The organism is Pantoea sp. Ft-CA_14 (assembly GCF_024520875.1).
GTDB classification, from domain to species: Bacteria; Pseudomonadota; Gammaproteobacteria; order Enterobacterales; family Enterobacteriaceae; genus Pantoea; species Pantoea agglomerans.
Genome location: NZ_JALNPM010000012.1, coordinates 32,042 through 56,823, shown reverse-complemented (window position 1 = coordinate 56,823; position 24,782 = coordinate 32,042). Strand labels below are relative to the sequence as shown.

The window sequence follows — 24,782 nt, the reverse complement described above, 5'->3', positions numbered from 1 at the left end:
TTAAGTAAAGTCATGTCGGGCCGATATAGAGAGCTAAGCGAGGCGCATTACCGCCTGTCTGATATGCTCTGGCCAGATAATCCTGGGCGGTCCGCCGTACTCTCTCTGGCAGGCATAACGTGTTAACTGATGCCTCGCTGTCTGCGGTGTCAGCTTTATCGGACTCAGCGCGGCAACCTGTTGCTGCCGGGTTTACTGACGGGCCTTTCTTCCGGCAACGGATCGGCAGCGAACTCTGCGCGTTCTGTCTGATTGAACGTGTCCTCTTTATGCTGTGTCAGGCCAGCCACAGCAGATAACACCAGAGGAGAGTTACGCTGAAACGTCCAGTTTATCATGATGCCGAGGCGGCTCGCCTCGACGCACTTAAGCAGTATCATCTGATGGATTCACCGCCGACCGATGCGCTGGATCGCCTCACTACGCTTGCCGCGCGGCTGTTTCGGGTGCCGGTCGCTTTTGTCTCGCTTATCGACGAAAAGCGGCAGTTCTTCGCCTCCCGGTACGGTTTAAATATTTCAGGTACGGCACGCAACGTCGCCTTCTGCCACCATACGCTGGCGCAGGGCGATATCCTCTGCGTGCCCGATACGCTGAAAGATCCGCGCTTCCGCGACAGTCCGCTGGTTCACGGCTACCCCTTTATCCGCTTTTACGCGGGAATCCCGCTCTCGACCCCGGATGGGCATCATATTGGCACGGTCTGCCTGACCGACAGCCATCCTCGTGAGCCGTTAACTGCAGAGGATCGAAAGCATCTGAACGATATTGCTGCCCTGGTGATGGATCGCATGGAGATGCATCGTCTGGAGTTATTGCGCTACACCAGCCAGCAGCGACTCGAGGCGATCTCATCCACTTCGCCTGACGCCATTGTCTGCACTGACCTTCGGCGTGGCATAACCTTCTGGAACCCGGCCGCCACCGCGCTGTTCGGCTACAGCGCAGAGGAGATGCGCGGCCAGTATATCAGCGAGCTGATCCCTGCTCGCTGTCAGACTGACTACCGTAATGAACTGGTCCGGATTACCTCTGACGAAGCAGCTATCTCGCACCCACGCTCTTTGCAGATATGGGGTGTCACGCGTGAAGGTCGTGAATTTCCGGCAGAGGTCTCTTTTTCGGGCTGGCGTGAAGAGGGCGAACGGCTGGTGGGCATGATCATCCGCGATGTCACGGCCCGCTATGAGAGTGAGGCGCGGCTCTGTGAGCTGGCCTCACTGGATATGCTGACACGTCTCGCCAGCCGCAGCGCGTTTATGGATCAGGTCGGCCAGCTGACCAGGGCGGGCGTCCCCTATACGTTACTGATGACCGATCTCGATGGTTTTAAAGAGGTTAACGATACGCTGGGGCATGCTGCAGGCGATGCGTTGTTGTGTCACGTTGCCGAACAGATTCGTGCGGTCTGCGCCAGTGCCGTGACGGCTGCGCGCCTGGGTGGTGATGAATTTGTGATCCTGTTAGCAGGCGGCAGCGCAGAGGCGGCGATCACGGCGGAGAAACTGATTGCGGCCGTTCAGACGCCGTTCCGCTATCACGACTCACCGGTGGTGGTCGGTGCCAGCACCGGCATCGCCTCCTATCCGGAGCACGGCAGGGATCCCTCTTCGGTGATGTCCGCCGCTGATCTGGCGCTCTATCGCGCCAAAGCGTCGGGTAAAGGCTGCAGCATGCTGTTTATGCCCGCGTTTCGTGAAGCGGAGCAGCAGCGGCGCCGTTTTGAGCGCGAACTGGAAACGGCGGTGCGGCAGCAGCAGTTCACTCTTTACTATCAGCCCCGCTACGACGTTGAAAGCGGAAAGCTTATTGGCTGCGAGACGCTGGTGCGCTGGCAGCATCCGACGCGCGGGCTGCTGTTGCCGGCTGAATTTATCGGCATGCTGGTTAAAAGTCCGCTTTCAGTCACGCTGGGTGAATGGATCATCCGCAGTGCTCTGGCACAGGTCCGGCAGTGGCAGGTTCGCTCTCCTCAGCTTCGCGTCAGCATTAACCTGTTTCCGCGCCAGCTGGCAGGGAACAGCCTGGAGACGGTAATACGTGAGAGTGCCGGAGGCGATGCCGGTTTTGTTGAGCTGGAAGTGGATGAGCCACTGCTGGCCGTGCTGATGCAGGATATGCCGGTTCAGGTTGACGCCGTACGCCGAACGGGAGCCTCGTTCGTTATCGATCATTACGGGCGTACGCTAGGGGCGATTAACCTGCTGCGCTATAGCGTTGTGACGGGTTTTAAAATCGATAAGTCGATGACGCACGAGCTGGGTTCCAGCATGCGGGTGCGTATGATGTTCCGGGCCATTACCGCGCTCGGCAAAAGCCTGGGTATCCGGGTGGCCGCCGAAGGGGTGGAAGACAAAGAGCAGATCGCTTTTGTTACGGCCGCCGGATGCGACATTATGCAGGGCAATGGCCTGTGCCAGCCACTGACGCCGGCGGACTTTGAGGCGATGCTGTGCGGAGAGGAGCACTGTGCGCCCGCTATCGCTATCGCCAGCGGTTATGACGTTACGCCACGCTAATCGGTCTGATTGTGGCGAGCGTAGCGGAGGATGCCCGACGCTGATAGTCTGCGCCTCAGGGTGAGTGTGCGGGCTGGTATTCCTGTTTCAGCAAGCCGAAGATCCAGTCATCCTGCCACTGGCCGTTGAGGAAGAAGTTCTGCCGCAACGTCCCCTCCTGCACAAAGCCCGCTGAAATCAGGGTCCGGCGTGAGGCCGCATTGCCTGCTGTCACCGTCGCGATCAGTTTGCGGTATTCCTGTTGCTCAAAGCAGAACGTGATAATGGCATGCAGAGACTCGCTGCCGTAGCCTTTGCCCTGCGCATCTGCGGCCAGAATAAAGCCAAACTCCGCAATACCCTCTCCACGATCGATAAACCCGCAAAAGCCAGCCGGAGCACCGGATGTTTTTTCTCCGATAACCAGACAGAGCCAGTGCCTGCAGCCCTTGTACCAGGCGGGCAGGCGGACATCAAATGAGTGGGTTCTGATCTCTTCAGCGCTGCGCGGATCGCTGATGTACTGCATCACCGATCTATCCTGACTGACTGCCAGATAGAAGGGCCAGTCTTCCTGCCGAAGTGGCCGATAAGTCAGGCGCGGCGAGGTGACTTTCAGCGGTATTTCAGCCGGTACTTTAGCAGACTCTTCAGTTGTCATCGTGCAACTCCCTGCGGATCGGATCTCTGTGGCGATGGCGCAAAAATAACACAGAGTGGCTGACTGGCGGGACGCGCTTTTGCCGCTCTGCGAGGTATCCCGCAATCCCGACGCTATCTCAACAGCTCCTGCTCTCGTGCATTGTCCAGCTCCCGCTTGCCACATCTGCTCTTATCGCTGCGCTGTCAGGCCTTCTGCCCACTTCATTGCTACGCTTTTAGCCAGATGGCTGAAAATTGATCCTGATGAGAGTAATCCCCATGGAATTGAAAACGTTTGAAACTGGAGCCTGGGCTGCGCTGCAGGAATCTGCAACCGATCCACAGGGTGGATTTCGTTATCTGATGCTCTGTACGGTCGATGCTCTGCTACAACCTCAGGCGCGCACCGTGGTTCTGCGCCAGTGTGCCGACGACCGCAGGATGCTGACATTTCATACGGATGTTCGCAGCCCGAAGTGGCAGGAGATGGCGGCGAATCCGCAGGTCACCGTGCTGGGATATTGCCATCAGCGTCGCCTGCAGTTACGGCTGGCAGGGCGGGTTGCGTGTTATGCGGCGGGAAGTGATGTTGCCCGGGCAGCCTGGCGTGCGTTACCGCAGCACACGCGGCAGACTTACACCGGCGGACCTCCGGGGGAAGCACGGGCAACGGCTGATGAGACGCCTGACGCGGCAGCAACGGAAACCGGGGAATCCCGCTTTGGCGTGGTGATTTTGCAGGCCAGTGTGCTGGACGCCTATCAGCTTCAGCGAAACGAAAATCAGCGCGCCCTGTTTCGCTATTCGGCTAATGGCGAACTGCAGGAAAGCGAATGGCTTAACCCCTGACCCGATATGCCTGATTCACTTCGGGTCGGGTTAACGCCTGATTGATCCTCTTTCCGCACGCGATAAAAGAGATTTCACTGTCTGCCGCTTCGTTAGCTGTTTTTTTATCTGCCGCGCCGCTTAATCGATTTTAGCACCACGTTATCTTCATATAATGGCGTTTTTCTGCTTTTTCCTATCTTTTGTCATTGTTTGTGCCAGGCTTTAACTAACCGAAAAGCAGTGACTTATGCTCAAGGTAAAGAAAAGTACAAATGATCGCTCTGTATTACAGGCAGGTTAAACATGAACAATCAACCTCCTGAAAAACCAGGGTCAGAGGGTAGCGACCAGGTGCTAAGCCTGGCGGAGGAAACCGTTGAGGTCTCGAAACAGCGGGTCATCGACGGTCATGTCAGGGTTACCCGACAGGTCACTGAGCATCAGCAGAAGATTGCGCTGATGCTCCGGCACCAGACGGCGGAAATAGAACGCATTCCTAAATCGGAACGGCTGGCTGAGATGCCGGAGATCCGTGAAGAAAATGGCGTTCTGATCATTCCTGTCGTTGAAGAGGAAATCGAGATCGTTCGTCATCTGGTGCTGAAAGAGGAGTGGCATATCCGCAAAGTTGTCAGTGAGGAAGCGACAGAACAGGTCGTCTCCCTGCGCAAACAGCACGCTCACCTGACCCGTACACCCTATTCAGAGCCGTCCGAATCCATCACCGAGGAACACAACATGGCGCGTGAAACAATCGTAACAATGTTCAGCAATATTTCACTGGCAGAGGGTGCAAAGCGTAACCTGATCAAAGCCGGGTTCCTGGATGATGACATTGATATCATCTCCGGTGATCGTTTGCGTACCGAAGGTCAGGAGGCCCGTCACCCTGGCTTCTGGCAACGCCTGTTCGGCAATACGCTGGAGGAGGATCAGGCCGAAGTGTATGAAGACGCGATGCGAACCGGCGGAGTAGTGCTTTCGCTGCGGGCCGATGAAGATGAGTTACCTCGCGCCCTGGGCATCCTTGATGCACATGAAGAACTTACCGAGCGCAGTGCGGCGCTGCCCGATGATTACGCGCCCGGTTACGCGACCAGTGATGGTCTGACTGCACCTGCCAGTGGAACGCTTCAGGATAATGCCGCCGTCGATCCGCTCTCTAACGATCCTGCCCATCGTGGCGCTGCCCGTACCGCCCTGACCGGTGACGAAAGTGACGAGGATGTACTGCGTCTGGCCGAGGAGCGACTGGAAGTGGGTAAACGTCTGGTCAGTGAAGGTTCAACCCGCGTTCGTCGCTACACTGTCACCGATCAGGTCTCAGAAAATGTCTCGCTGCATGAGCAGCACGCCGCAATCTTCCGTCGTCCGGTGAATGAATCAGGTTCACCCACTCATGTTGACTGGTCTGAAAAAACTGTCGAAGTGGAAGAGACGCATGAGCAGCCCGTAATTAATAAGACCGCGGAGATCATTGAAGAGGTGGTGTTACGCAAAGAGACAAGCGATCGGGTTGAAACTATCAACGATTCGGTACGCCGTCAGGAAGTGGATATTGACCATGCCAGTACAGATCCTCTCGGCGCAGATCGGCTGACCGGGAATCGTACTGTGGCCGATCCGTTGCTTGAAAGCACGCGTCAGGCCCGCGCTGACCACGACACCCGTCCGGTAACGCCAGGCAGCGAGCCAGCGCATAAAGAGGGTTTCGCGGAAAAGGCCGGTGATAAAATCGCGGAAGCGAAAGAGAAAGTCGAAGACAAGTTTAAAAAGCCGTAATGCCGGATCGGTGATTGTCGCCTTCTATGCCTGAAAACCCGTCGCAGACGGGTTTTTTTCATAAATCACACTGAAATTCTGTAGGCAATTTAATGGCATCACTTAGACCTGACACCCGTTGACGGAGAATGGCCACATTGAAAGTTGTATAGAGCTCTCGTCTTAAGTGTGTGTACGTTATTCGTGACCTGCCCCTAGTATTAGATACAACGATCAGTTAGTAATGTCGGTTTGTTCACCTTCTGATTTTCCATTTCTCCAGCCTGCTGCAAATTCAGACGGCGTCTGGTAATTCAGCGATGAATGAGGTCTGGACTCGTTATAGTCCTGCCGCCAGTCATTAATGATTTTCCGGGCATGAACAATATCGCTGAACCAGTGTTCATTCAGGCATTCATCGCGAAAGCGTCCGTTAAAACTCTCAATAAATCCGTTCTGTGTCGGTTTACCGGGCTGAATAAGCCGCAGCTCCACGCAATGCTCAAAGGCCCACTGGTCAAGTGCTCTACAGTTAAACTCCGGCCCCTGGTCAGTTCTTATCGTAGCCGGATATCCGCGAAACAGCGCAATACTGTCCAGAATATGCGTGACCTGCACGCCTGAAATCCCAAAGGCAACAGTGACAGTCAGGCATTCCTTTGTGAAGTCATCGACGCAGTTAAGGCACTTGATCCTGCGACCGGTGGCCAGTTCATCCATGACGAAATCCATTGACCAGGTCAGATTGGGCGCATCCGGGCGAAGCAGCGGAAGCCGCTCAGTCGCCAGACCCTTACGACGTCGTCTGCGCTTCACACTCAGGCCGTTAAGGTGATAAATGCGGTATACCCGCTTGTGGTTGACGTGAAGGCCCTCACGACGCAATAACTGCCAGATCCGCCGGTAACCAAAGCGACGGCGTTCAGGTGCCAGCTCTGTGATGTGTAGAGATAGCTGCGCGTCAGCAGCCGGACGCTGAGCTGAATAACGGCAGGTTGAAAGAGACAGACCTGCCAGCCTGCAGGCACGACGTTGCGACAGACCCGTTGCATCACATATGACTTCCACGGCTTCCCGCTTCTGGTCTGTCGTCAGAACTTTCGACCCAAAGCCACCTGAAGCGCCTCCTTATCCAGCATGGCTTCGGCGAGCAGCTTCTTAAGGCGGACGTTCTCCTCTTCAAGTAACTTAAGCCGCTTTACCTCAGGGACTTCCATGCCGCCAAACTTCTTGCGCCAGGTGTAGAAAGTAGCGTCTGAAATAGCATACTTACGGCAGAGTTCCCGTGCAGAAACCCCGGCTTCGGCCTCGCGGAGGATACTGATGATCTGTTCGTAGGAAAACGCTTCTTCATGGGGATGCCCTCATGTGGCTTATGAAGACATTACTAACATCGGGGTGTACTAATCAACGGGGAGCAGGTCATATCAGTCATAGCACCATCGCTTGGCACGGGCTGACTCGATTACCATCCCGATAGTAAGAGGGATGGCCTCGCGCGGGTTTTTTGGATAGTAGAGGCTGAAAGTCACCAGATCAGAATCCATTCCAAACGCATCGAAGACGTTCTGAAGGCATTCCGCAGCGTCCTCCGGGTCAAGCTTCATGTCCTGATTAAGCGACATCTCTGGCGTGAGTGTTTTTTTCCGGAACGTAAGCAGCGATCGGCCGTTCCACGGCTCAATGAGTGCCATTACGCGTGCCTGTGTGTCATCTACCATAACTTATCCTCCCCGCGAGCGATGGCATTGTACAGTCTGACCGAATTGAAACTGATATCGGCAACGTCTCTTGCCAGAATCACCCAGCCCACGACGGGTATCGCCCGACCAACAAAGGTGCTGAGCTTATGCGTAAAAAGGATACGCGCGGTCCGGGGCGGGTATCCCCCTACGATGGTGGGGAGCTGTATGCCGAAAGGAAACTTGGCGTTAGGGAATACTCTGCGTGCTGCCCGTGAGGCATAGGAGGTACCTTTGAGAGCATCGCGCGGTTTGGTGCGGGTAGTCAGGACATTACGTCCAGACAGGATGGCCACGATCGCTCCGAAGTCATCAATGCCCAGCTGTTCAGCGACTTCTTCACAGAAAATCATGAAAAAGAGCTCACCAGCGGTGAGGTTCGGTCTACCTGCGTAGAAATAGGTGTTATTGAGTTCTTCAGTCGTATCCACTGCCAGCTCCCACAAGTTCACTTCATTCATCATCCTGATGCTTTTTAAACAATACCTCGCGCGTTCATGCTTGACAACCTGACGGTCTGGGACAGGATAATAAAAAACGGTAATTTCACCTCATCTCCCTACAGGCACTCGCGGCATCATTTCAGAAATGGGCATGGTTTCGCTATCCTTATGTCTTAAATGATTTTTTATGCCGTCAGCGCGCTGAATAACGGGAGCGGGGCGTCATCAGGCACTCTGGGGTGCATACCTGGCCATAGAGAGATAAAGGTTATAGAAAGGTTCCTGGGGTATTAAACATTTCCCATTGTCTATATCCATACCTTACATAGACCTGCATTTATCGATACCACAGGAATCTACATTAGAGTCACATAAGCGATTTGCTAGTGACGGCTTTGCCTTATTTAAGTTTGCTCCAGGGTTTTCTTAAGAGATAAGAAGGCTTCCTGTACATGCTGCTTACCAGTCTGTGCTGCCACGAAGCGATGAACCCCCCTCGCGTTGTGCAGACCGCGATCCCTGACTACCCTTGCTGTTGTTTCTATCCCCAAACGGGCCGGATAGCCTGAACGCCGGATTAGCATCTGCAATTTTTAGTCATTAACGGCAGGCGATCGTGAATCTGCCGTGCATTATCAATCAGGGAAATCATGACAGAACAACGCAACGCCGATCATTACCGCGCTGATGAGCACATTGATCCTTATATCTCGGTACAGGGTGCAAGAACACATAATCTCAAAGATGTTTCGCTGCGATTTCCCCGCAACGCCATGGTGGTGTTCACCGGGGTTTCAGGCTCCGGTAAATCGTCCCTCGCCTTTGATACCCTCTATGCGGAAGCCCAGCGCCGGTTTATCGAGTCGGTGTCGCCACATGCCCGTCGTCTGATCGATCAGGCTGCTGCGCCGGATGTGGATAATATTGACGGACTTCCACCCGCGGTGGCGCTTCAGCAGAGCCGGGCTGGCGCGCAGGAGCGTTCAACGGTGGGCAGCCTCACCCGAATTTCTGTCACGCTGCGTCTGCTGTTTTCCCGTGCGGGCGTAAGGCCTGAAGGCGTTCCCTTTATGACCGCCGATTTTTTCTCGCCTAACAATCCTGAAGGTGCCTGTCCGCATTGCCAGGGACTGGGAAGAGTGCACACCGTTAAAACCGAGTCGATGGTGCCGGATAGCTCACTGAGCATCCGCCAGGGGGCTATCGCTTCCTGGCCCAGAGGCTGGCATAACAAAAATCTGCGCAGCATCCTTGAGACGCTCGGCTACGATGTCGATGCGCCCTGGAATACGCTTTCAGCCCGCGACCAGCAGTGGATACTGCTGACTGACGAACAGCCATCGGTGCCGATTTTTGTCGGTCTGAATGCTGAGCAGCGCGAAAACGCGCTGGCGGCGGGCGAAGAGCCGGCTTATACCGGCACGTACACCAGTGCAGCAAAAATCGTGCTGCAGAGTTATTCGGGTGGCAGCGAGACGACGAAGAAACGGCTGGCGCGCTTTGTGACGGTCACTCCCTGTTCTGAATGCCACGGTAAAAGGCTAAACCGGGATGCGCTGTCCGTGACCTTTGCCGGTCATGACATTGCCAGCCTGAGTGAGCTGTCGGTCTCAGAGCTTGCTGAACTGCTGAAGCCTTATGCACGTGGCGCATCGCCGGACCTGCCGGCAGAGGCGGCACTGCGTGAGGCGGTCATCCGGATGGCGTCGGATATCTGTATGCGGCTTGAGCAGCTGGAAACGCTGGGTCTGGGTCATCTGGCGCCGGGACGCCGTACCACCGTACTCTCATCCGGCGAGCTGCAGCGCGTGCGTCTGGCCACTCAGCTGATATCGCGGCTGTTTGGCGTGCTTTATGTGCTGGATGAGCCGTCAGCCGGGCTGCATCCCGATGATGTCAAATCGCTGCTCGCATCCCTGAAGAACCTGGTGCGTGCCGGTAATTCGCTGGTGGTCGTCGAACATAATATTGACCTCATCGGCGAGGCAGACTGGCTCATTGAGGTCGGCCCCGGTCCGGGAACGCATGGCGGCGAGATCGTCTATAACGGCGAACCAGCAGGACTTGAAGAAGTCAGTGCGTCACCCACCTCGGCCTATCTTTTCTCACGAAGCTATACCGGGCTGCGCCAGCGCCGGCCCGCAGAGAGCTGGCTCTGCTTTGAACAGGTCTATTGCAACAATATTGCCGGAGTGGATATCGCCATCCCTCTGGGGAGAATGACGGCCGTCACCGGCGTGTCCGGCTCCGGAAAATCGACGTTGCTGAATCGCGTGCTTCCGGAAATGCTCGGACGTTTTGACAAAACGCCTGACATCGAGGAGGGCGAGGAAGAGGATCTGGTGCCGGACGTTAAGGGTCAGGTTGTCAGCGGAAGTGACGCCATCGGCCGATTGGTCAGAATCGATCAGCGTCCTATTGGCCGGACACCACGCTCAAATCTGGCCACTTACACCGGATTTTTCGATATCGTCCGCAGGCTGTTTGCAGACACCGACGCGGCGAAAGCCAAAGGCTTCAGCGCCAGCCGGTTTTCATTCAATCTGCCAGCCGGACGCTGTCCTGCCTGTGAAGGGCAGGGACAGATTTCGATTGAGCTGCTCTTCATGCCGAGCGCTACCGCAACCTGTTCCGTCTGCGCGGGAAGCCGTTATAACCCCGAAACGCTGGAGGTGAAATGGAACAACCTGACGATAGCGGATGTGCTTGATCTGACCGTGGACGACGCCACTAAGGTGTTTCATGGACATGACGGGATCCAGCGTTCGCTTAAGGCACTGACGTCGCTGGGGCTGGGATATCTGACCCTGGGTCAGCCCGCCACTGAACTCTCTGGCGGCGAGTGCCAGCGTATCAAGCTTGCCTGGGAGCTGCAGCGGGTCCAGCGTACGCCCACGCTTTATCTGCTTGATGAACCTTCAACAGGATTGCACCCGTCTGACATGGATAAGCTGCTGGTAGTGCTGGATGAACTGGTAAAGCGTGGTCATACCGTAATTATGGCGGAACACAACATGCGCATAGTGGCAGAGGCGGACTGGGTGATTGATCTGGGTCCCGGCTCGGGTCTTAAAGGAGGAAGGGTTGTCTCCTCCGGCTCACCGGAAGAGGTCAGCGCATCTGCAGAGAGTCTGACTGCGCCCTGGCTTTCCGCACAGCTGAAAAAGAGGGCGGGCGATCCGGAGTAATCGGGCGGTAGAGATATCTTCCGCTAAAGGTGATGTAGTCTGAGGGCTCAGGGGCTGGCTTCAAAGCCCGTCAAATCTCAACCTTGAGGATTATCACTGATGGCAATGTTTAATCCGCCACACCCTGGTGGCCTGATAGCGGAATATCTCGAAGATAACGACATCAGCCTGCGCAGTCTGGCTAAACAGCTGGGCGTTTCCGCAGCTTCGCTTAGCAAAGTGGCTAGCGGTAAAGCCTCCGTCAGCCCGGAAATGGCTGTACGGCTGGAGGCGGGCCTGGGTATGCGGCACGGCTCTGGTTATCCATGCAGGCCGCATGTGATCTGCATAAGGCGCGAGAAACTACAGATGTTTCCGGCGTTCCTCTGCATCCAGGGATCGTAGCATCATTATTGCGGGACGAGACGGTATAGTTCTCGCCCCGAAGCGGCTTTCCTCATCGCCAAAACAAACCTTTTATCTCATCAGCGCAGCGGCGCATTAACCTGTAACGCATCCAGCTCACGGGCATCATGACTGCAAAAAAAGGTGATTTCGCCGCCGCGCTGGCAGGAGAGCTCACGCAGTCGCTGCTGATTGTGCCGTCTGGCTACGTTATCCATGCCCATCATCCACTGGTAAAAGCGCAGTCCCGGCGTGCAGTGTCGCGTCTGCTGCCGCATTTCGCCGCGGTAAAACCAGGCATCGCCACCGTGCAGCAGCCAGCCATCGGGTTGCTGAATCGCGATACCCGCATGACCCGGCGTATGGCCCGCCAGCGGCACCAGCAAAATCTCCGGCGGTAAGTCACGCAGGCGATTAACCGCCTCAAAACCAAACCACTTTTCTCCCTGCGGCTGATAGGTATCCCAGTTGCTGATCCCACCCCATTGTCCGGGCCGGTAACGTTCCCGTGACAGCCAGCTATGACGCTGATGCGCGGTATCAACCTCCTGCTGCAACAGATGGATTCGCGCCTGCGGAAAATCGGTCAGTCCGCCAGCATGATCGAAGTCGAGATGGGTCAGAATAATATGCCGCACATCCTCAGCCCGGAAACCCAGCGACGTAACCTGTGACAGTGCGGTGAGATTATCGCGGCGCTGAATATTGTTTAATGCGCGGAAAAAGCCGGACAGGCGGCTGCCGGGCGCATGGATATCCTGACGACCAAAGCCGGTATCCACCAGCACCAGCCCGCCGCGATCCGTCTCAATCAACAGACAGTGACAGACCAGATGTGCTTTCAGGCCTTTACTGAATCCATCATAGAACGCGCCGCCCAGCGGACACATACAGCCACAGTTAAGGTGGTGAATTTTCATCGGGCCTCCATAGGGGCAATGGGGATATCTCTGAGAGGCTACGGCCTGTCCGGCGCGTAGCACATCAGCCTGGCTATAGAGTGTAGAGAGGGATGACGCAGTAGGCGGAGCGGTGAAGCGGATAACCGGGCAAAATTGCCGGTTATCCGCCAGAAAGCAGAGGATTATCAGGTGTGGAACAGCGGGAAAGCACCGGTCAGCAGACCGCCTGCCATCAGCACCAGACTGACCAGAATCCCCCACTTAATTGCAAAGCGCTGGTGGTCGCCGATGTCGACTTTCGCCAGACCCACCAGCAGGTAGACTGACGGCACCAGCGGACTCAGCAGGTGGAATGGCTGGCCGACAATAGAAGCGCGGGCAATCTCTTCTGCGGTAATGCCGTAGCTGGCCGCCGTCTGGGCGATAACCGGCAGAATGCCGAAGTAAAAGGCATCATTCGACATAAAGAAGGTAAACGGCAGACTGACCAGCGCGGTGAACACCGCCAGGTAAGGTCCGAAGCTGGGCGGGATCACAGCCAGCAGGCTCTTCGCCATGGCGTCAACCATGCCGGTGCCGGAGAGGATGCCGGTGAAAATACCGGCGGCAAAAATTAATGCGGTCACCGCCAGCACGTTACCGGCATGAGAGCTGATGCGGGCTTTCTGCTCCTCCAGCGTGGGATAGTTGAGCATCACCGCAATCGCAAACGCCAGCATAAACAGGATCTGAATCGGCATTAAACCAATCACCAGCAGCACCAGCAGCACGGTGGTCAGGATGAAGTTAGGCCAGAACATTTTCGGACGGCGATTGGCTGCGCACTCTTCGGCATCGCCCAGCCCCAGCTCAATGTTGTCGAGATGATGATCTTTCATGGTCATCACGCCAAGGCGCTTACGCTCACGCAGGCCAAACAGCACCGCCATCGCCACCAGGCTGGCACAGGCCAGCAGCATGGCTGGCAGCATCGGAATAAAGATATCAAGGGCATCAATGCGCAGTGCCGCCGCGGCACGGGCTGTCGGACCGCCCCAGGGTGAGAGGTTCATGATGCCGCTGGCGAGGTTCACCAGACAGGTCATCATCAGCACGTTCATGCCCAGCCGGTGATAGAGTGGCAGGAATGCGGCAATGGCAATCATGTAAGTGGTTGAGCTGTCACCATCCAGAGAAACCAGTAGTGTTAGTACCGCCGTTCCGACCAGCACTTTCAGGGGGTCACCGCGCACCATCCGAAGAATAAAGCGCACCAGTGGGTCAAACAATCCGGCATCGATCATCAGACCGAAATAGAGAATGGAGAAGGTCAGCATCACGCCGGTAGGGGCCAGCTTTTTGACGCCGTCCAGCATCATGGCACCCAGACCTGCGTAAAAACCGCCAATCAGCGCAAATATGGTTGGTATCAGGATCAGCGCAATCAAGGCTGACATGCGTTTGGTCATGATCAGATACATGAAGCAAACAACCATGGAAAAACCCAGTATCGTCAGCAAATTAACAGCCCTCGCAATGGCGGAAAAGTAATGAAAAAGTTACATACCGGCAGGAAAATTCAGGTAATTACTTAGCGTGGTAATGATTAACCTGTTGTTTTAATTAACCCTGCATTCAAAGATGATAATAAATAGTTGTCAGTATTTAGCATTTCTTTAACAAAGAAGGGTGATCATGATCATCTTTAAACGGTTCTTAAACGAGATTGTGTGACTGAGATCAAAGGGTGTCGAAGTGTAACCGGGGTTTCGGGCCAGCTGGGGGCTGAATCAGGCGGGTAGTAGAGTGGTGGAGAAACAGGGTAACCGGCTGAGCCTTGATGCTCAGCCGGTTAACGTTATTAGCTGCCTAACAGCTGAATAATCATTTCAGGGGTTTTATTCGCCATTTTGCTGACGGCAGTCTGACCCTGCTGAATAATCTGGCTGCGTGCCAGCTGGCTTGCTTCTTCAGCATAGTCCGCATCCTGTATGCGGCTGCGAGCCGCTGAGGTATCCACACCCTGCTGCGATAACACATTACGGTTGGACTCGTAACGGTTGATCTTTGCGCCATAGATCGACTGATAACCGCTGATCTTCTCGAGCGCGCTATCCAGTGCCTTCATGGTGGTTGAGATATCGCCCTCTGTAAGCAGCGTTGTGTTGTTCAGCCCCAGCGTTTTGGTATCCGATGGCGTTGCCGGAATAGTATCCGACTGGATCGGCTGACCGTAATCGGCGCTGGTGACCACCTCCATAGGTTCGCTCTTCTTCGGCGGCGTTGCAGGCAGGCTTTTGGGTTCCGGCAGATTTCCCCAGGTCAGATTACCGGTGAAGGAACCATTGCCCACCACCACCACAATCAAATCCTCGCTGACGGTATCCAGCGTGATGCGCTCAAGCCGGTTACTGGTGATGGTGCCGTTGTTGAAATCGCCGCTGGCGACATCCTCATAGCGATCGCCGTCACCGCTGTAAGTGATGTTCATGCCGTTGTAGGTGCTGCTGTTACTGCCCGCCAGCGTCCAGCTCGGGCCGCCCTCCAGTAACTGCGAGCTGTCATAAGCCGCACCGCTGGCAAATCCGTTACTGCTGGTCAGCAGGCGACTATCAGCGGTAGCCGCATTAGTGATGCTTTTGCTGGCCCAGGTGTAATCAGGCGCACTGCCGTCCAGTGGTGTACCGACCAGGTGCTTACCGTCGCGGGTAAAGAGCTGGAGATCGTCATCCATACCCAGCGAATCAATCGTGATGCTTATCGCCGTCGAGCCTGCCGGGATATAGGCCAGCGGGATCACGCCAGAGGTAAAGGAGTAATTCTTGCCGGGCACCGGAAACTTCGTGTTGATAGGGTCAACGTTACCCAGTTTCGCAGGGGGAAGATCGGGATTATTCGTCGCCAGCGGATAGCGGCCAAAAATCTCAGTGTGGTCTGCCACTTCATTGATGCCTGCCATAATCTGCTGATACTGGCCGTTGATGCTCTGTCGATCGGCGTCCGACAGCGTGCCGTTAGCGGCCTGGACCGACAGGGTGCGCGCCTGGATCAGCAGATCGACGATGCTGCCAAGGCCGCCACTGGCGGTCTGGGAATAGCTGATGGCGTCATTGAGGCCACGCGCTACCACTGCATCGGCATTGATATTGGCCGTCATGCGGTTGGCAATCGCCTGACCTGCCGCGTCATCTTTGGCACTGTTAATTCTCATCCCTGATGATAACCGTTCAACCGTTCGTCCCAGAACAGAGTCAGTGCTGTACCGCGTTTTGTTCGTAATCGCGGCAGTTTCGTTATGGTTGATCGTTAACATGGTCGCTTCGAACAGGGAGAGGAGTCTCTGTTTTATCGGCAGGGTGATAAGCAGCTTTAATCTCTGTGGCGACAAAAAGGCAGGAAATACGGGGGCAGACGGGCAAGAGGCTGATGGTTAACCGCTTTTCAGATAAAAAAAATTAACGGTTCAACCCGGTCAGGAAAAACGCCTGCCACGCGATGACGCAGCAGGCGAACGAAGATCAGTTAAACACCATGCCGCCATCAATCAACAGCGACTGACCGGTCATGTAATCGGAGTCAGGACTGGCCAGGTAGGCGACGCAGGCAGCCACATCTTCCGGTTCAGAAAGACGTCCCAGCGTAATGCGTTTCGCAAATTCCTCGGTGCCGTAGCCGGCGGGTTTGCCGGCTGCTTCAGAGATCTGCCGGTCAATCTCTTCCCACATCGGTGTTCTGACAATGCCAGGGCAGAAGGCATTAACCGTGATGCCAGCAGGTGCCAGATCGCGCGCAGCGGTCTGCGTCAGCCCGCGCACGGCAAACTTACTGGAGCTGTAAACCGCCAGCTCCGGATTACCGACATGACCCGCTTGAGAACAGGCGTTGATGATTTTGCCGCCGTGACCTTCTGCAGCAAACGCTTTAATCGCGGCCTGCATGCCCCAGATCACCCCTTTGACATTGACGTTGTAGACCTTGTCGACCACCGCTTCGGTGATCTCAGCAATCGGCGTGGAGGGCGCAATACCGGCATTATTGACGATGACGTCAAAGCCGCCCAGCGTGCGGCGCGCCTCTTCTACCGCTTCCATCACCTGATCACGCTGCGAGACATCGACTTTCAGCGCAATCGCTTTGCCACCCTGCTGGTTGATCTTCTCCGCGACCTGGCGTGCGGTCTCCTGATTAAAATCGGCTACTGCAACCGCCAGTCCATCTTTCGCCAGACGCAGGGCGATCGCTTCACCAATGCCCTGGCCTGCGCCGGTCACAAATGCCACTCTGTTTTTCATCATGATTTCCTTTTTGAGAAATTAAAGAAGCTGGCTCAGATGCAGCTGACCCATGAGCAGCGGGTTGTCGGTGTAATCGACCGGCACCGCGACCACGGCGGGTCCCTGAACATCCATCGCTTTACGCAGCGTCGGCTCCAGCTCTGCCGCACTGGTCACCGCAAAGCCCGCTGCCCCAAACGCTTCGGCATAGGCTTTGAAATCGACCGGCCCAAAATTGACGCCCGAAACGCGGTGATATTTTTTCTCTTCCTGCATCGCCACCATGTTGTAGGCGTTATCGACCCAGACGATGTGCAGAATGTTGGCTTTTAAGCGGACAGCAGTTTCCAGCTCCATGCTGGATTGCAGGAAACCACCATCGCCGGAAACTGAAACCACTTTGCGCTGCGGCTCGACCAGCCAGGCACCAATCGCCCACGGCAGGGCCACACCCATCGTCTGCTGACCGTTGGAGATCATGATCTGACGGGCGCGGAAGCTGTAGAGATAGCGGGCGATCCAGATGTGGAAGCTGCCCATATCGACGGTAAGGCTGACGTCACTGTTAATGATGTCCTGCATGGCGCGCACAATGCGCAGCGGATGCAGAGCAAACTGATTGAGGCTGGCACCCTGCATCGCCAGCAATTTGCGCTGCTGCTGCCGATCCTCAAGGATGGTGGCGGCTTCCGGGGTCAGCTGGAGTGGGGCAGTGATGCGCGCGGCGAGTTTACGCACCGTGGCGGCGATATCACCCACCAGTTCTGCATCCGGCAGATAGCGGTTGTCGGTCTCAGCGGGTATCACGTCGATATGAATCAGGGTAGCGTTACCGCTGTTCCACATCGCCGGTTCATATTCCACCGGGCTGTAGCCGATGGTGACGATCAGGTCAGCCTGTTGCAGCAGTCGGTCGCCCGCCTGGTTGTTAAACAGCCCGACGCGCCCGGCGAAGCGTGAGAAGTGATCCTGTCTGACCGCTCCTGCTGCCTGATAGGTGCTGGTAACCGGAATGTGACTGCGTGTCAGCAGCTCATGAATCGCTTCGCTGTTCTCTGTCTGGCTCGCCATTAATCCCAGCAGGATGACCGGATTTTTAGCCCCGGCGATGGCCTCGCTGACGGCGTCGATCATTGAGTCAGGTGCGGCGCCCAGTACAGGGCGGCCTTTGCTGCTCAACGCTTTGCCGGTAACCGGCTGATCGACAATATCCTGTGGCAGGCTGATAAAGGCACCGCCGCCCCGGCCATGTTCGGCGTGGCGAAACGCATTCGACAGGCATTCAGAAAGTGCAGCGGGGTCGGTGACCTCAACCGCATATTTAGTGATTGGGCGAAACATTGAAACCGTGTCCATGCTCTGATGAACCTGCTTGGCGCTGTCGGAGCGCTTCACCTGACCGCCGATAGCCACCACCGGATCGCCTTCGCTGGTGGCGGTGGCCATGCCGGTGATCAGGTTGGAGCAGCCCGGCCCGGAGGTGACCAGCGCCACGCCCGCATTGCCGGTAAGGCGGCCCACTGCGGCGGCCATAAATGCAGCGTTAGCTTCGTGGCGAACCGGGATGGTCTGGATGGAGGAATCCAGCAGTGAGTCGAAGACTTTATCAATTTTTGCGCCAGGAATGCCAAAAACGTGGCGGACGCCCTGTGCCTCAAGTTGCGCCACCACCAGGTCAGCGCCACAGGTCCAGAGTGTGGTATCGGTTGGAGTTTTCATCGTCATTCCTCTGATTAGCTTTCTACCGCACGAATCGCGGCGTCAAGATTGGCGGGGTTCAGGTCGGCATTGAGAAAATCGCTGTCCTGCGGCAAATCCACGATCAGCTTGCTGATGGCACCAAAGGTCAGGGTGCCCTGTTCCAGCGCATAGTCGAGAATGTGGCCGCCGCCTTCGCGGTCGTCGGTAATAAAATGTTCGTGATAGCCCGCAACGTTAATGCCCTGCATATATTGCGGTGTACGGAATCCGATCAGTTCGCCCGCGCGCTGGCTGAAGGCAAAGGTCGGCTGATCGCCCAGCACTTCCGGCATTGAGCGATAGGGACGACACTGGCATGGCACGGTGCGGGTCTCGACGCGACTGAAACGACCGCTGATGCGCAGCGCGCAGAACTGGTTATCGGAGGTGATTTCGTTGTCGATCACCTGATGGATCGCCTCACGCGACATCGGCCGGTCAAATTCATACATATGCTGCGGTTTAAAAAAGGTCATCACGGCGAACGGAGTTTTCTGCGCCGGATCGGCCGGGTGCGCACTGCCGTCGGCGTGCAGCTGATAGACCTTGCTGTCAAACGCGATCATCTCGCCATCCAGCCGGTTAAAGGTACCCAGGCCGAAATCCCCTTTACGCAGCAGGTCGGCAATACGGACATTGCCGTCGTAAACGCCGCTCAGCAGCGCACTCATTAAAGAGGTCTGATAGATAACGCTTTCTGGTGCATCCTGTGAAAGCGTCAGGACAGTATGTTTTAGTTGATCCTCACAGGAACAATCAGTTACACAATTGCTCATTTGATGCCTCATCGATTAACCGTTAAGCCGTGTTAACCTAATGGTGAACCGATTCAGTCGGTGGGTCCAATAGCGAAACCTGTTAACTTTGAGACGTTTTTGATATGGAACTTCGCCATCTGCGTTATTTTGTTGCCGTAGCCGAGACGCTTCACTTCACTCGTGCCGCCGAGATACTGGGCATATCGCAGCCGCCGCTGAGTCAGCAGATACTGCGGCTGGAGCAGGAAATTGGCACACCGTTGCTGAAGCGCCTGACGCGCGGAGTGGAACTCACCGAAGCGGGCGAAGCGTTTCTGGCGGATGCCCGGCAGATTGTGCAACTGGCCGATCAGGCGCTGGAGAACGCACGCGGTATTGCGCGCGGGATCAGTGGTCAGCTGTCGCTGGGCTTTGCCAGCTCGGTGGCGTTTAATCCACGCATATTCACCCTGATCCGCCAGTTTAAAGAACGTTATCCGGCGATGGAGCTGCTGACCCGCGAAGAGAATATGTCTTTGCTGATGCAGGATTTACAGGAAGGATTGCTGGATGCCGCTTTTATCCGGCTGCCGTGTGAAAGCAGCAAGGCGTTTAATCTGCGTGTCATCTCCACCGAAAAGATGCTGATTGCGCTGCCGCGCTGCCATCCCCTCAGCGGCACACCCACCGTGGCACTATCCGCGCTGGCGGGAGAAACCCTGGTGATCTTCCCGCGCGACGTCTCGCCCAGCCTGTATGAGTTGATTGTCACTGCCTGTCTGCGGGCGGGCTTTTCGCGCCACACTTTTCAGCAGGCTCCGCAGATCACTACGTCGCTGGGCATGGTGGCGGCGGGCTGCGGGATTGCGCTGGTGCCGGAGTCGATGCGCTGCGTCGATAACCCCGGGGTCAGCTTCTGCGATATCGAAAACAACACGCTATTTACCGACGTTGCCTTTGCCTGGCGTCGGCTTCATCCGTCAAAAGCAGTACTGCATCTGCTGGCGCTGCTGGCAGAGCAGCCTGCGGCACCAGGCGAAGCGGGTTGATAAGCGCCAGCTATTGAACTGAAAACAATAATCAACTGGCGGCACGGGGCCGGGATGCCAATAATCGGTGCATGACTACATACCGCGTAAGAGTCGGGTTTCACAACCCGTCAGCCCTGACATTCAGGCAACTGGATGAAATTCTGGAGCCGCAGCGATTCTGGAGAACAGATTCGGCGGGCGGCCAGTTCCGCTATTTCATGGAGTATGAGTACCAGTCTGACGTGCGCGATCTCTGCTCGGTCTGCTCGCTGGCCTACAGTCAGGCCTGCAAAGTCAGAAAGTGCCCGCTGATTCTGGTCGAGGTGATGAACTGATCCTTTCCGGCGATCCCGCCGTTCTCAGCACGGGATCGCCGGATGTTGTTTTAACGTGAACCGCGCTGCATCAACAGACTTAACGCGGCGGGCAGCACCGTGAGCGTCACCAGCGTACCGCTGACCAGACCGCCAATAATCGCCAGTGCCATTGGCCCCCAGAAAACCTGATGGGCGATGGGGATCATCCCGAGTATTGCCGCACAGGCGGTCAGCAGAATGGGACGCGCACGGTGATGGGCAGCCTGCCGGATTGCCTCACCCGCGGTCAGGCCGGCCCGGCTATTCGCATCGACTTCACTGATCATGATCACCGCGTTGCGGATGATGATCCCCGCCAGGGCAATAATCCCCAGCAGCGCCACGAACCCCAGCGGTGTGCCAGCCGGCAGCATCGCGGATACGATGCCGGGCAGGCCAAACGGTGCCATGCTCAGCGCCAGCAGCATACCGGAGAAGCGTTGCAGCTGAATCATCAGCAAGACCAGCATGACGCAGATTGTTACCGGCAGCAGAGCAAACACTGAACCGTTGCCTTTGTCCGATTCGGCCGCCACGCCACCTTCTTCAATACCGTATCCGGCCGGCAGCGAGGCGCGCAGGGCGGCGACGGCTGGTGCGAGCTGCTGCGAGACCTGTTCAGCCCGCTGACCGGGCGCAATATCGGTCTGTACGGTGATGTAAGCCAGCCGCTGACGTCGCCATATCACCGGGTCATCCACTCCCCAGTTCAGGGTTGCCACCTGTCGCAGCGGGATTTTCTGTCCGCTGGCATTGGTGATCATCAATCCTGCCAGTGTGTCAGTGTCCTGCCGCTCCGGGTCATTGCTGCGCAGCACGACGTCGATCAGGCGGTTACGATCGCGCAGGGTGGTCACCACGCTGCCGGACATCAGAGTATTCAGCGAGGTGGCTATTGTTTCGGAAGAGAGTCCGGCTGCGCGGGCTGCGGTCTGGTTCACCGCCAGCGTCATGACCCGTTCTGGCTCTCCGGCGGTAAGATTGACCTCGCGTGTCAGCGATGAGCGGGCGATCAGCGCCGCCAGCCGATCGGCCGCCTGACGCACCCTGGCATTATCCGGGCCGGTGATGCGATATTTCAGCGGCCAGCCGACCGGTGGCCCCAGCTCCAGCGGCGATACCCGGGTAGTGATATCACTGAAATCCACCGCCAGCTTCTGCTCCAGCCTGCTGCGCAGCCGATCGCGTGCCGCCAGATCTTTCGCCACCACCACCAGCTGCGCGATGTTTTCATTATCCAGCAGCACATCCATCGGCAGATAAAAGCGTATCGCGCCCGAGCCAACGTAGCTGGTGTAGTTCGCCACATCCCGATCGTTGCGCAGCATCTGTTCCAGTTGTGCGGTTCGGCGGGTGGTTTCAGCCTGGGCTGCACTGGCGGGAAGCGTCAGGCTGACCAGCAGCTCGGGGCGATCCGACGCAGGGAAAAATTCACCCTGCATAAAAGTGGTGGCGTAAAGGCTGACCAGCAGCACCGCCATCGCTGTGCCAATCGTCACCAGCCGGTGACGCAGAATCACCTCCAGTAGCCGGTGATAGCTGCGCGTCAGCACGCCCGGCGGCTTATCGGCCTTGATGTGCCTGGCCGACAGCAGCCAGCAGCCGGTGAGCGGAGAGAAGATGACCGCGACGACCCACGAGCAGAGCAGCGCCAGGGTAATCACCACAAACAATGAGTAGCAATACTCTCCGGCACTGGAGGCGGCGAACCCGACCGGAATGAACCCGGCGATCATTACCAGCGTACCGGTCAGCATCGGAAAGGCGGTGGTTTTAAACGCATAGGTGGCGGCCTGCCACTTGCTGTCGCCCGCTTCCAGTCGCGCCACCATTGCCTCGACAGTGATCATGGCATCATCCACCAGCAGCCCCAGCGCGATGATTAGCGCGCCAAGCGAGATGCGCTGGAGTCCGATGCCTGCCATTAACATGCCGGTAAAGGTCATTGCCAGTACCAGCGGGATCGCCGCCGCAACGACCAGACCGGCACGCAGTCCCAGCGAGACAAAGGAGACGGCTAACACGATGACGATCGCTTCGCCCAGTATCCGGACGAAGCCGCTGACCGCGTTTTTCACCACGGAAGACTGGTCGGCCACGCGGGTCATAGTAATACCGTGCGGTAACTGACTGGCCAGCATCTGCATGCGCTGACTGAGTTGCTGACCGAAATCGAGCATGTTGCCGCTGCCGGCCATGGAGATCGCCAGCCCGATAGCCGGAACGCCGTTAACCCGAAACGTCGGGACTGGTGGTTCGGCAGGTTGCAGGCTGATGGTGGCCAGATCGGTCAGCGGAATAAAACGCTCACCGATATGCAGGGTAATCGCCCGCAGATTTTCAACCGAAGTCAGGGTGCCGCTGACCCGCAGCGCAATATTCTCGCGGTCGGTACGCAGGCTGCCCGCCGGGACGACATCGTTCTGAGCTTTAATGGCGTCGCTGACCTGCTGTAAATCGAGCCCCATGCCGTTCAGCTTGCGCGGCGAAAAGGCGATAACCACCTGCTGCTCCTGTACACCTAACAGGCTGGTTTTACCGATGTCGGGCAGACTGGCCAGATTGCGACGCAGGTTATCGACCCGGTCGCGTAGCTCTCTGGCGGTAAAACCCTCCGCCGTGAAGCCATAAATGGTGCCGAAGGTGTCATCAAATTCGTCGTTAACGGCCGGACCTTGCACGCCCTGCGGCAGTGAAGGGGCAACATCCTGCATCTTTTTACGCAGCTGGTACCAGATGCCGGCCACCTGAGAGGGCGGCGTGTCATCGCGCAGGTTGACATAGATGACGGTTTGTCCGGCGCGGGTTTCGCTCTCAACCGCATCCAGCGACGGAATCTCCTGCACTTTCTGTTCCAGTACGTCAGTGAGCAGTTGCACCGTGGTGTTCACATCAGCGCCTGGCCATTGGGCTGATATTACGGCGGTTTTGATAGTAAACGCCGGGTCTTCATTGCGTGACAGATGTTCATAGCTCAGCACACCCGCCGCCATGACCAGCAGCATGAAAAAGATCACCAGTTGCTGATGCGCCAGCGCCCAGCCGGAGAGGTTAAAGCCAGACGTTTTTTTCATGGAGCCTCCTGCGAAAGCGCCACTTTTTCGCCAGGTTGCAGGGTGCTGACTCCGGCGGTGACGACGCGCTCTCCTGGCTTGATCCCGGCAGTGACGAAGATTTGCTGCGCGTTAAAGCGGGCCAGCACTACCGGACGAAGCTGCAGGCGTGACGCCGCATCAACGACCAGCAGCGCGGGTTTGTCTGCGGAGCGGGTCAGGGCGCTGGCGGGCAGGGCGATGACCGGCGGCTGCGCATCGGGAAGGGTGACAATGACTGTGGCACCGGGTGCCATCGCCTCAGGCGGCTGATTCAGTGAGATGCGCAGCCGCCATGTGCGGGTCTGTGGATCGGCCTGCGGGCTGATGTCACGCACTGTGCCACTGGCCTGCACGCCGGGATCGGCGAGCAGCGTCACTTTCAGCGGTGTCCGATCATCAGGATGCAGCAGCGCAGGCGTTGTCAGGTCAAACACCGCATCGCGTGCATCCCCTGCTGCCAGCGTCATCACATTTTGTCCGGCGCTGACCACCTGACCTGGCTGAACCGTGATGGCGGTGATCCGGCCTGCTGCAGGCGCAGTCAGCTGAGTCCAGCTGAGGTTATCCTGGGCATTTTTCAGAGCCGCTTCGCTGCTGAGACGGCGGGACTGTGCGCTCTGCCAGTCCGCCTGGGCGCTGTCCAGCTGGCTGCGGGCGATGGCCCCTCCGGGCATCAGCAGCCGCATCCGATGCAGGTTAAGCGCGGCGACCCGTTCGGCGGCGCGTGCGCTGTCGAGATCGGCCCGTGCGCTGCTTAGCTGATTGCGTGACTGATCATTTTCCAGCGCTGCCAGCGATTGCCCGGCGCTGACGCGATCGCCCAGCTCAACCGCACGGCTCACCACCCGGCCATCCAGTCTGAAGGCTAGCGCGACCTCTTCATGAGCGCGGATTTCGCCAGTCAGCACCAGCGATGCATCACTGCTGAGCGGTGGAGCAATCACCGATTTAACCGGGCGGAGCGGGGCGGCAGGCGGAGCAGAACTATTGTCCCGGCAACCGGTCATGATGAATACCCCGAGCAGCACGAAGATGATCGGCGCAAAGATGTGAATACCGAAGAGATGACGCCACACCTGGCGGGCAGCATCCGATAAGAAGTCTGTCATAACCGGGTTCCTTTAATGAGTTGTGCTCATTGAACCCGGCATGTGTCCAGAAACGTTCCATGAACCATCA

The 24,782-nt window shown here is 56.9% G+C and carries 18 protein-coding genes and 1 pseudogene; 7 read left to right on the top strand and 12 right to left on the bottom strand.

Annotated features, from left to right (window positions below; translation table 11 throughout):
• Nucleotides 1-383: 383 nt before the first annotated feature.
• Entirely contained in the window at nt 384-2,519 is a 2,136-nt protein-coding gene (locus tag NR195_RS17130; RefSeq protein WP_010671971.1) for a bifunctional diguanylate cyclase/phosphodiesterase, read from the top strand.
• Between the two features lie 55 nt (nt 2,520-2,574).
• Here the strand turns inward: NR195_RS17130 and NR195_RS17125 are convergent, their stop codons facing one another.
• Entirely contained in the window at nt 2,575-3,159 is a 585-nt protein-coding gene (locus NR195_RS17125; RefSeq protein WP_010671972.1) for a GNAT family N-acetyltransferase, read from the bottom strand.
• Nucleotides 3,160-3,419: 260 nt separating this feature from the next.
• Here NR195_RS17125 and NR195_RS17120 point away from each other — a divergent pair, with 260 nt between their 5' ends.
• Nucleotides 3,420-3,989 carry a pyridoxamine 5'-phosphate oxidase family protein gene (locus NR195_RS17120; protein ID WP_154210805.1) on the top strand — a complete coding sequence of 190 codons (570 nt, stop codon included), beginning with the start codon at nt 3,420-3,422 and terminating at the stop codon, nt 3,987-3,989.
• 285 nt (nt 3,990-4,274) lie between these two features.
• On the top strand, nt 4,275-5,753 hold the full coding sequence (locus NR195_RS17115) for a YsnF/AvaK domain-containing protein (RefSeq protein WP_061902429.1): 1,479 nt from the start codon (nt 4,275-4,277) through the stop codon (nt 5,751-5,753).
• Nucleotides 5,754-5,966: 213 nt separating this feature from the next.
• Here NR195_RS17115 and NR195_RS17110 read toward each other — a convergent pair.
• The 3 genes from NR195_RS17110 to NR195_RS17100 form a co-directional block, all read right to left on the bottom strand.
• A protein-coding gene (locus NR195_RS17110) for an IS3 family transposase (protein WP_256844778.1) occupies nt 5,967-7,060 on the bottom strand; the annotation gives its coding sequence in 2 pieces (ribosomal slippage) (nt 5,967-6,829 and nt 6,829-7,060; 1,095 coding nt in all).
• Nucleotides 7,061-7,159: 99 nt separating this feature from the next.
• Nucleotides 7,160-7,453, bottom strand: a complete 294-nt coding sequence (locus NR195_RS17105) for a DUF1493 family protein (protein ID WP_256844750.1) — start codon at nt 7,451-7,453, stop codon at nt 7,160-7,162.
• Entirely contained in the window at nt 7,447-7,905 is a 459-nt protein-coding gene (locus tag NR195_RS17100; protein ID WP_031292265.1) for an STM2901 family protein, read from the bottom strand. The genes NR195_RS17105 and NR195_RS17100 overlap by 7 nt, the downstream gene beginning before the upstream one ends.
• Before the next feature lie 662 nt (nt 7,906-8,567).
• Here NR195_RS17100 and NR195_RS17095 point away from each other — a divergent pair.
• On the top strand, nt 8,568-11,105 hold the full coding sequence (locus tag NR195_RS17095) for an excinuclease ABC subunit UvrA (protein ID WP_256844749.1): 2,538 nt from the start codon (nt 8,568-8,570) through the stop codon (nt 11,103-11,105).
• Between the two features lie 99 nt (nt 11,106-11,204).
• Nucleotides 11,205-11,518: pseudogene (locus NR195_RS17090) on the top strand (HigA family addiction module antitoxin).
• A 51-nt stretch (nt 11,519-11,569) separates the two neighbouring features.
• Here NR195_RS17090 and NR195_RS17085 read toward each other — a convergent pair.
• From NR195_RS17085 to budA, 6 genes are all read right to left on the bottom strand, one after another.
• Complete coding sequence (locus tag NR195_RS17085) at nt 11,570-12,409, bottom strand: MBL fold metallo-hydrolase (protein WP_256844748.1); 840 nt, start codon at nt 12,407-12,409, stop codon at nt 11,570-11,572.
• 167 nt (nt 12,410-12,576) lie between these two features.
• Nucleotides 12,577-13,890 (bottom strand): CitMHS family transporter, encoded by a 1,314-nt coding sequence (locus NR195_RS17080; RefSeq protein WP_010256858.1) that lies wholly within the window; start codon nt 13,888-13,890, stop codon nt 12,577-12,579.
• A gap of 341 nt (nt 13,891-14,231) precedes the next feature.
• Nucleotides 14,232-15,683, bottom strand: coding sequence for a flagellin (locus NR195_RS17075; protein ID WP_029519684.1), 1,452 nt, complete (start codon nt 15,681-15,683; stop codon nt 14,232-14,234).
• A gap of 205 nt (nt 15,684-15,888) precedes the next feature.
• Entirely contained in the window at nt 15,889-16,662 is a 774-nt protein-coding gene (locus tag NR195_RS17070; RefSeq protein WP_010256854.1) for a (S)-acetoin forming diacetyl reductase, read from the bottom strand.
• A 21-nt stretch (nt 16,663-16,683) separates the two neighbouring features.
• Nucleotides 16,684-18,363, bottom strand: coding sequence for an acetolactate synthase AlsS (gene alsS / locus NR195_RS17065; RefSeq protein ID WP_010256852.1), 1,680 nt, complete (start codon nt 18,361-18,363; stop codon nt 16,684-16,686).
• Nucleotides 18,364-18,377: 14 nt separating this feature from the next.
• Nucleotides 18,378-19,160 carry an acetolactate decarboxylase gene (gene budA / locus NR195_RS17060; protein ID WP_256844747.1) on the bottom strand — a complete coding sequence of 261 codons (783 nt, stop codon included), beginning with the start codon at nt 19,158-19,160 and terminating at the stop codon, nt 18,378-18,380.
• 104 nt (nt 19,161-19,264) lie between these two features.
• Between budA and NR195_RS17055 the strand changes: the two genes are divergently transcribed.
• Entirely contained in the window at nt 19,265-20,170 is a 906-nt protein-coding gene (locus tag NR195_RS17055) for a LysR family transcriptional regulator (RefSeq protein WP_022624205.1), read from the top strand.
• A gap of 71 nt (nt 20,171-20,241) precedes the next feature.
• Nucleotides 20,242-20,487: a hypothetical protein gene (locus NR195_RS17050; protein WP_010256845.1), complete on the top strand. Its 246-nt coding sequence runs from the start codon at nt 20,242-20,244 to the stop codon at nt 20,485-20,487.
• A gap of 50 nt (nt 20,488-20,537) precedes the next feature.
• Here NR195_RS17050 and NR195_RS17045 read toward each other — a convergent pair whose 3' ends face one another.
• Both NR195_RS17045 and NR195_RS17040 read right to left on the bottom strand, forming a co-directional pair.
• Nucleotides 20,538-23,582, bottom strand: coding sequence for an efflux RND transporter permease subunit (locus NR195_RS17045; protein WP_256844746.1), 3,045 nt, complete (start codon nt 23,580-23,582; stop codon nt 20,538-20,540).
• A complete protein-coding gene (locus tag NR195_RS17040; RefSeq protein ID WP_010256842.1) occupies nt 23,579-24,712 on the bottom strand; it encodes an efflux RND transporter periplasmic adaptor subunit in 1,134 nt (377 codons plus the stop codon). The genes NR195_RS17045 and NR195_RS17040 overlap by 4 nt, the downstream gene beginning before the upstream one ends.
• Nucleotides 24,713-24,782 lie beyond the last annotated feature (70 nt).